This window comes from Cellulosimicrobium sp. I38E (genome assembly GCF_001647255.1).
Taxonomy (GTDB): Bacteria; Actinomycetota; Actinomycetes; order Actinomycetales; family Cellulomonadaceae; genus Cellulosimicrobium; species Cellulosimicrobium cellulans_E.
Window position 1 is genome coordinate 80,523 of the sequence record NZ_LUAZ01000013.1, and the last position, 7,801, is coordinate 88,323.

Annotated in this window: 7 protein-coding genes; 5 read left to right on the top strand and 2 right to left on the bottom strand. The window is 73.4% G+C overall.

The window, feature by feature from the left end:
- The first annotated feature begins 107 nt into the window (after positions 1-107).
- Positions 108-602: a MarR family winged helix-turn-helix transcriptional regulator gene (locus A0J59_RS04025; RefSeq protein ID WP_047232042.1), complete on the top strand. Its 495-nt coding sequence runs from the start codon at positions 108-110 to the stop codon at positions 600-602.
- 50 nt (positions 603-652) lie between these two features.
- Here A0J59_RS04025 and A0J59_RS04030 read toward each other — a convergent pair whose 3' ends face one another.
- Positions 653-1,885: an MFS transporter gene (locus tag A0J59_RS04030; protein ID WP_064315293.1), complete on the bottom strand. Its 1,233-nt coding sequence runs from the start codon at positions 1,883-1,885 to the stop codon at positions 653-655.
- 105 nt (positions 1,886-1,990) lie between these two features.
- Between A0J59_RS04030 and A0J59_RS04035 the strand changes: the two genes are divergently transcribed.
- Positions 1,991-2,530: a MarR family winged helix-turn-helix transcriptional regulator gene (locus A0J59_RS04035; protein ID WP_082918722.1), complete on the top strand. Its 540-nt coding sequence runs from the start codon at positions 1,991-1,993 to the stop codon at positions 2,528-2,530.
- Positions 2,531-2,563: 33 nt separating this feature from the next.
- On the opposite strand, the gene A0J59_RS04040 is transcribed toward A0J59_RS04035, so the two are convergent.
- The gene (locus tag A0J59_RS04040; protein WP_064315294.1) at positions 2,564-3,409 is read right to left on the bottom strand and encodes an oxygenase MpaB family protein; all 846 of its coding nucleotides are present in this window, start codon (positions 3,407-3,409) and stop codon (positions 2,564-2,566) included.
- Positions 3,410-3,532: 123 nt separating this feature from the next.
- Here A0J59_RS04040 and A0J59_RS04045 point away from each other — a divergent pair, with 123 nt between their 5' ends.
- The 3 genes from A0J59_RS04045 to A0J59_RS04055 form a co-directional block, all read left to right on the top strand.
- Positions 3,533-4,150, top strand: coding sequence for a transcriptional regulator (locus tag A0J59_RS04045; protein ID WP_064315295.1), 618 nt, complete (start codon positions 3,533-3,535; stop codon positions 4,148-4,150).
- A complete protein-coding gene (locus A0J59_RS04050) occupies positions 4,147-4,395 on the top strand; it encodes a hypothetical protein (RefSeq protein WP_053370107.1) in 249 nt (82 codons plus the stop codon). Before A0J59_RS04045 ends, A0J59_RS04050 begins: the two co-directional genes overlap by 4 nt.
- A gap of 224 nt (positions 4,396-4,619) precedes the next feature.
- On the top strand, positions 4,620-7,801 hold a 3,182-nt coding region (locus A0J59_RS04055; protein WP_255364969.1), incomplete at its 3' end, for an Ig-like domain-containing protein.

Below are 7,801 nucleotides of genomic sequence, written 5' to 3' on the forward strand. Positions count from 1 at the left end.
TCCAGGGGTTCCAGGTCGGGTGGGAGACGACGTCGGCGTCGCGATTTCGTTAGCGTAACGCGAAGCATCTCGGGATGGTTCCCGCTCCCCCCGATAGAGTCTGCGCCGTGACCCACCCCGCCGACGACGAGCGCGCGGCGCTCGCGCGGCGCCTCGAGGACGCGCAGCGCCGCCTCGCCGACCTGCTCCTGGCGCAGCGCCTCGAGCCCTTGCTCCGGACGACCCTCACGGTCCCCCAGCTGCGCGCGCTCGCGGTCCTCCAGCTCGACGGCGAGACGAGCTCGCACCGACTGGCCGAGGTGCTCGGGATCTCCCCCGCGACGCTCTCCGGCATCGTGGACCGGCTGGAGGCGGCGGGGATGGCCGCGCGCCGCCCCGACCCGCAGGACGGTCGCGTGCGGCTGGTCGCCGCGACGCCGCGCGGCGCCGCGGCCGTGCGCCGGATCGCGGCCCAGGAGGACGAGCCCCTCACGGACCTGCTCGACCGGCTCGACGTCGCGGACCTGCGCGCGCTCACGGTCGGGATCGAGGCGCTCACCCAGGTCGCGGAGGCGTCCACCACGGACACCCCGACCGACACCCCGACCGCCCCGGAGGGCTGAGAGGCCCCGAGCCGCAGGCCCGGGACCTCCGCGTCGCCGTCGTCGGTGGCTCAGACCTCGCCGAGCGCCTCCTCGGGCGTCCCCTCGACGGCGCGCGCCCGGCGGTTCCACCGGGACCAGAGCACGCGCTCCCCGAGCTCGCCCGCCATGCGGTGCCCGAACGCCACGAAGACGACGACGCCGAGCACGAGGACCCCCGCCCCCAGCCAGAACGGGGCCGTCGCGGAGACCGGGTGCAGCAGGCCCGCGATGACCGGCGCGGGAGCGGCGAAGCCCCAGCGTACGAGGTTGAACGCGCCGGTCGTCACGCGCCGGTCCGGGTCGCCGAGCGCGAGCGACAGGTCGGTGAGGTTCGCGTTCGCGATGCCCATGAAGACGCCGGCACCCACGAGCACGACGACGGACCACGCCGTCCCGAGGTCGAGCGCCAGCAGGACCAGCGCGACCAGGACGCCCACGATCGCGACGCCGAGCGTCTGGACGGCGCCCACGCGGTGGGCCAGCCGGTGCCCGACGACGAGGATCCCGACCGCGAGCCCCACGCCCCAGGCGGTGAAGACGAGGCCGAGCGGCACGACGTCGAGTCTGAGGAAGACGGGCGTGTACCCGAGCACGATGAAGAAGCAGAAGTTGTACGCGGCCGTCACCGCGGCGAGCGCGAGGAATCCGGGCTTGCGGAAGAGGCGGAACACCTGGCCGAGCCGCAGGGGCGCCGGCTTCTCGGCCGGGTCCTTGAGGCGGGTCACGGACACGAGCAGCGCGACGAGCATGAACACGCCGCAGACGAAGAACGGGACGCGCCACGAGATGCCGCCCAGCAGACCGCCGAGCAGGGGCCCGACGGCGAAGCCGAGACCGACGCACGTCTCGAAGAGCTCGACGACCCACTCGCGGTCGTTCGCGAGCGAGACGAGCAGGACCATCGCGGTCGCGAAGAACATCGCGTTGCCGAGGCCCCACAGCCCGCGCAGCGCGGCGAGCTGACCGATGCTCGTGCTCAGGGCCGCGAGCACCGCCGCGACGGCGACGAGGCTCACGCCGGTCGCGAGGATCTTCTTGTAGCCGAACCGCCCGGTCGCCATGACGGCGGGGATCATGCCGAGCGCCATGACGGCGATGTACGCCGTGAAGAGCAGCTCGATCTGCCACGTCGAGGCCCCGATCTCCTCGCCGATGACGGGCAGGATCGGGTCGACGACGGCGATGCCGGCGATCGCGAAGAACGCCGTGAGGGCGGTCGCGTAGATGGCGGTGCGGTTCGGTTCGTTGCGCGTGGAGGCCACTGCGTTCGTACTTCCTGGTCGGCGGGAGAGGGCCGCACGGGCCGGAGCGGGCTCGGCGGCAGCATTTATCTGTATCTGACAGGTAAGTATCTGTAGAATACACCTATGACGGTTGCCGAGGGAAACGATCGAGCGCCCCGACCGACGCCCGACGGCGCGAACGCCCGCGACGACGCGGTCGCGCACGACGTGCTCGGTGCGATCGAGCTGGAGGTCGCGCAGCTCCTGCGCCGCGCCGAGCGCACGCGCGCCTCGGGGACCCCGGGCACGTCGCGGCGTGGGGGGACGCTCGACCGCTCCGGCTACCTCCTGCTCCACACGCTCGGGACGCACGGTCCGCTCCACGTCAACGCGCTCGCGGAGCGGCTCGGCCTCGATGCGTCGACGGTCACCCGCCAGGTCGTCGCGCTCGAACGGGCCGGGCACGTCCGCCGCGCCCGCGACCCCCACGACGGCCGCGCGGTCGTCGTCGAGCCGACGGCGGAGGGCCTCGACGAGCTCGCCACGCACCGCGTCGCACGGACCGAGCTCTACGCCGACGTGCTGGGCGACTGGTCCCGGCTCGACCGCGCGCTGCTCGCCGAGCTGCTGGGTCGCCTCAACGGCGACCTCGACGCGTACCGGAGGCGGCGCGACACTCCATGACCACCACCCGAGTGCCCGCGCGGGAACGCGGGTTCACGGCGAGGGGAGCGCCCACCGGATCAAGCGGGTGACCGCGGCTCCCGCAGGCCGCGCCCACCGCACCGGCAGGCCGCGCACCCGCGGCATCCCGGCGCGAGCCCACGACGGCAGCGACTCCCGTGCCGCCAAGGCCAGCCCGGCGTACGCCGGACGCACGGGCCACGGGAGCGGGGGCTCGGTCAGCAGGAACCGCGCGGCGTCGAGCGCGGCCGGCGTGAGCGAGAGCGCCGGCCGGTAGTCGTCGACCGCGACGTCCAGCTCCTGGCGGGTCAGGGGCGCGTCCACGACCCCCAGCGCGCGCCCGACGACGGCGGCCTGGGCGACGTACTCGTCGCACCCCTGCGCGTCGAGCGGGTCCCGGCCGAACGACTGGTGCGCGACGAGAAAGCTCTGGGTCTCGGCGACGTGGACCCAGCGCAGCAGCTCCGGATCGCTCGCGCGGTACGGGCGCCCGTCGGCCGCGCGGCCGCGGACGCGCTCGTGGACCGCGCGGACCGCCGCGACCGCCCGTTCCGCGTCGTCGGACGTGCCGAAGGTCGTGACGGCGATGAAGGTCGACGTGCGCTGGAGCCGACCCCACGGGTCCCCCCGGTAGCCCGAGTGCGCGGCGACGCCCGCCATCGCCAGCGGGTGCAGGCTCTGGAGCAGCAACGCCCGCAGCCCTCCGACGAACATCGACGCGTCCCCGTGCACCCGTTGGACCGGAGACCCGCGCTCGAACCAGCGCGGCCCCGGCGTCTGGTGGATGCGCGCCCTCGTGGCGGTCGCGTCCGGACCGGCGACCTTGAGGAAGATCGCGCGCTCCGCCGCGCCACGTGCCCGCTCCACGACGTGCGTCATGGCGTCGATGCTCGCACCCCGTCCCCCACCTCGCGCGGTCGCCACAGACGGCGCACCTCAGTCCAAAGACTTTGTTGCAAAGAAACTCTTGCAAAGATGTCTTTGGATCGTTAGTCTCGTGGCATGAGCACCGACGGCGACACCCCACGCTCGAGCGCCGAGCGCCACCCTGCGCTCGGTCCGGCCCAGCTCAAGGCGCTCGCGCACCCGCTCCGGGTGCAGATCCTCGACCTGCTCTCCACCCACGGCGCCCTGACGGCGAGCCGTCTCGCCGACCTCGTCGGCGAGTCCAGCGGCTCGACGAGCTACCACCTGCGCCAGCTCGCCCGGCACGGCTTCGTCCGCGAGGTCGCCGACCGCGGGACGGCCCGGGAGCGGTGGTGGGAGCGGCCGCCGGGCGGGTTCACCGTGAGCATGCCCGACGACGAGGCCGAGGACACCGCGGCCACGCTCGCCGGCGCGATGGTGAGCCGAGAGTTCGAGAACGCCCGCGCCCGCAAGATCCAGGCGTTCCTGGAGCGTTCCTCCGAGCTGCCGACGCGGTGGCTCGACGGCGCGCGCCTCACCACCGCCAGCATGTGGCTCACCGCCGAGCAGATGGTCGAGGTCGCGGACGCCTGGGACGCGCTCGACGCGACGCTGCACCGGTTCGAGGGCCAGGAGCAGACGCCCGGCGCGCGGCCCGTGCAGATCCACTTCAACGTCTTCCCCACGATCGACGGCAAGGAGAACCCCTCATGAGCGCGTACTCCCCCACCCTCCCCCGCACCGCGGAGCCGCGCGGCGCCGACCGACTGCTCGTCGTCGTCGGCTCGGCGCTGACCGAGCTGGGCCGGCGTCGCGCCGCGGCCCACGCGCAGGCGCGACGCGACCGGACCGCCGTCGCCCCCGGGACGGCGTCGGCACCTCCGGCCGACCGGCTCCATGCGGCTGCTGAGCTCACCCTCGACCGCGCCGCGATGTCGCGAGCATCCCTTCTGCCCTGATCATCCGGAGATTCCACCCACGTGGGGACTCCTCCCCATGTCGAGAGCCGGGTCCGCTCGGTTACCCTCGACGGGGCGTTCTGTGGGCACAGACGCGCGTCTCCCCCTCTCTCGCCGTCCGGCTCGACAGGATGACGCGGTCCGGTGTGCCCCGACCAGGAACTTAGGGAGCATTGGTGGGCCTTCTCTCGAGCATCCGCGAGCATCGTCGTACCGTCGCGTCGGTGAGCACCGTGTCGGTGTTCTCGACGGCGCTGGTGGGGATGGCGCTGTTCTACGAGGGCGAGGCCACGGCGGACGTGGACCTGAACGACTCGGGCGTGTGGGTGACGAAGGCGTCGGCCGGGTTGCTGGGTCGGTTCAACTACGAGTCGCAGGCGCTGGACGGGACGTTGAACGCGGGCAGCGCGTCGTTCGACGTGCAGCAGGACGCGGGGCGGGTGCTGCTGGACGACGCCGGGACGAGCACCGCGTCGCCGGTGAGCGTGGCGCACCTGAAGCTGGACGGGCAACTCCGTCTCCCTCCGGGCGCGCAGGTGGTGACCGGGGGCGCGACGACGGCGATCCTCGACGGCGAGGAGGGGCTGCTCTGGGTGCTGCCGTTCGACGGGGCGACGTCGTTCGACGCGGAGAAGCTCGACCCCGTGGTCGAGGTCGGCGGCGAGGGCGCGCTGACCGTGTCGCAGGACGGCACGGTGTTCGCGGCGATCCCCTCGACGGGGACGTTGTGGACGGTCGCGACGACGTCCAAGGGCACGGCGGACGGCGAGGCGTCGTCCACCGCGCTCCCGGTGAGCAAGGGTGCCGAGGTCGAGGTGACCGCGGTGGGCGACAAGCCCGTGGTGCTCGACCGGTCCGCGTCGCACCTGATCCTGCCGGGCGGGGAGAGCGTGGCGATCGAGGGTGGTGGTGACGCCCGCCTGCAGCAGCCGTCGCAGTCCTCCGACGTCGTCGCGGTCGCGACGACGGACGCCCTCGTCGCGCAGCCGCTGAAGGGTGGTGACGCGCAGCGCCGTGCCGCGCAGGGCGTGCCGGCGGCGCCCGTCCAGCTCGGCACCTGCACGTACGGGGCGTGGGCCTCGACCGGCCAGGTGATCCGCGACTGCGACGGGACGGGACGGGACGTCGACGAGCGCCTCGAGGGTCTGGACCCCCAGACCCGCCTGGAGTACCGGGTGAACCGGCACGTGATCGTGCTGAACGACCTGTCGGCGGGGACGTTGTGGATGGCGGCGGACGAGTACCAGAAGGTCGACGACTGGGACGTCCAGATGCCGGAGGAGGCCGAGGGCGAGGAGTCCGACGCGGAGCTGACGAACCCGGAGCAGGTGGACCAGTTCATCGCGGACCGGTCCCAGCCGAACAAGCCGCCGCAGCCCAAGGACGACTCGTTCGGGGTGCGTCCGGGGCGTACGACGATCCTGCCGGTGCTGGGCAACGACGTGGACCCGGACGGGGACGTGATGACGGCGTCGTTGGTGGGGGACTCCCCGGCCAACGCGACGGTGCAGGCGATCATGGGCGGTGCGGCGTTGCAGGCCGTGGTGCCCGAGGACGCCGAGGGCACGGGCACGTTCCGGTACTCGGTGGCCGACGGGCGCGGGGGCGTGGCCGAGGCCGGGGTGACGGTGAAGGTGTCGCCGTGGGGGGAGAACGCGGCGCCGGAGCAGAAGGGTGACCCGGTGCTGCGGGTCGGGCAGGGCGGTCGGGCCACGATCAAGGTGCTGCCGTACTTCCAGGACCCCGACGGCGACGACCTCTACCTCGCCTCCGCGGCCGCGACCGTGGCCGGTGACGACGTGCGCTCGCGCCCCGACGGCACGGTCGAGTTCCGCGACGGCGGCGGCTCCACCGGCCGCAAGATCGTGACCCTGCTCGTCTCCGACGGCGAGCTGTCCTTCGAGGGCAAGCTCCTGGTCGACGTGGTGCCCGGGCCGCAGCCGCCGGTCGCGGTGAACGACCACGTGGTGGTGCCGGCGGGTCAGCCGGTGACGGTCGAGCCGTTGCGCAACGACTCCGACCCGAACGACGACGAGCTGCGTCTGGCGTCGGTGTCGGAGTCCGCGCCGGCGGAGATCACGCCGAACTATGACGCGGGCACGTTCACGTTCGTGTCGATGGAGCCGCGCTCCTACGACCTGACGTACCAGGTGACGGACGGTCCGAACGCGACCACGGGTCTGGTTCGCGTGGACGTGCTGCCCCCGTCGGAGGCCGAGGGCGCCCCGATCGTGGTGACCGACACCGCGCTGCTCCCGGCGGGCGGGTCGACCCTGGTCGACGTGCTGGCCAACGACACCGACCCCGCCGGCGGCGTCCTCGTCGTCCAGTCCGTGCGCGTCCCGGCCGACGCCGGCGTGTCGGTCGCGATCCTGGCGCACCAGATGCTCCGGGTGACCGAGATCCGAGGCCTGAACGGTCCGGTGACGGTGGAGTACACGGCCTCCAACGGGACCGAGACCGCGACGGGTCAGGTGCGGGTCATCCCGGTGCCGGCGCCGACGCGGTTGCAGCCGCCGCAGGCGGCGGCGGACGAGGTCACGGTGCACGCGGGGGACGTGGTGACGGTCCCGGTGCTGAAGAACGACACCCACCCCGACGGGCTGGAGCTGTTCTTGCAGCCCGAGCTCGAGCAGGACGTGGACCCCGCGCTGGGGGAGGCGTTCGTCTCGGAGGACACGCTGCGGTTCAAGGCCGGCCCCGAGGCCGGGACCGCGTACGCGATCTACCGGGTCCGCGACGTCAACGGGCAGGAGGACTCCGCCCAGGTCACGATCCGCATCCGCGACGGCGAGGACAACGCACCCCCGCAACCGCGCGAGATCGACGCGCGCGTCCTGTCGGGCTCGAGCGTGCGCATCGCGGTCCCCCTCGACGGGATCGACCCCGACGGCGACTCCGTCCAGGTCACCGGCATCGCGACCCCCGCCGCCCAGGGCACCGCCCGCGTCGTGGACGGCCAGATCGAGTACGCGGCGTCCAAGAACGCCGCCGGGCACGACACGTTCACCTACTCCGTGCTCGACGCCCGCGGCGCCACCGCCGTCGGCACGGTCCAGGTCGGCATCGCCCGGCCCGCCGAGACCAACCAGGCTCCGGTGGCGGTAGACGACGAGATCACGGTCCGGCCCGGGCGCACGGTCTCGGTCGCGGCCCTGGCCAACGACACCGACCCCGACGGCGACCAGGTCGGCCTGGTCCCCGGCGGCATCGAGGACACCCACGACCTGGACGCCGAGGTCGTCGTCGACCGCATCGTGCTGACCTCCCCCGACGCCGACGGCGCCTACACCTTCTACTACCAGGTCCAGGACACCTACGGCGCCCGCGCCACCGGCGCCGTGACCGTCAACGTCGCCGCCGACGCACCCCTGCTGCCCCCCGTCGCGCGCGACGACACCGTGCC